General features: G+C 40.6%; 1 protein-coding gene. It reads left to right on the forward strand.

Annotated features, from left to right (window positions below):
- On the forward strand, positions 1–702 hold a 702-nt coding region (locus tag ACS8FD_RS20690), incomplete at both ends, for a peptidoglycan-binding domain-containing protein (RefSeq protein WP_439277249.1).

Below are 702 nucleotides of genomic sequence, written 5' to 3' on the forward strand. Positions count from 1 at the left end.
CTAACACCAATACCAATACCAATGCTAATGCTAGTAACAAATTTTCTAGCACTGATGTTAGTCCGGTGACTAATGGAGTCAGTCAAAAGCTTGCTGGAGATAGTGACACGGTAACTTCATTGAACAAGCTATTGCCTACTATTAAGTATGCGACAGATAACTTACCAAAGTTTGCTCAAAAGGTGAATAACGATAGTTGGCAGAAAGGGGTAGAGGTAAATCGTAGCATGAGTACCAAGCTTCAAGCTTTACTGAACTGGAACCAAAGTAGTGTCGGGCCTATAGATGGTTATTGGGGTAAAAACTCTCGAAAGGCCATGCAAGCGTTCCAAAAAGCTCGTGGTTTGAAGGTGACAGATCATCTCAATGATGAGACATGGCAAGCCTTAACTAACAATAAAAAGCTTATGTCCCAACCTGTATTGGTTAGCTATAAGCTAAATGATGCCGATGTGAATGTGAAAACTACTAGCATTCCTACTGGTGCAGAAGCGAAAGCCAAGCTTGAAGGTATGTACTATGAAAGCATCAGTGAAGCGTTAGCAGAAAAATTTCATATGAGTGAGAAGTATCTTAAGACTCTTAACCCGAATGCTAAGTTTGAGCCTGGAGAGACCATCACTGTTTATAACCCTGGTAATCCAAACACAAAACCGATAAGTCGAGTAGTCGCTGATAAAGCGACTGAAACTCTATATGCTT

The sequence above is a fragment of the Psychrobacter sp. 1U2 genome, from assembly GCF_051847575.1.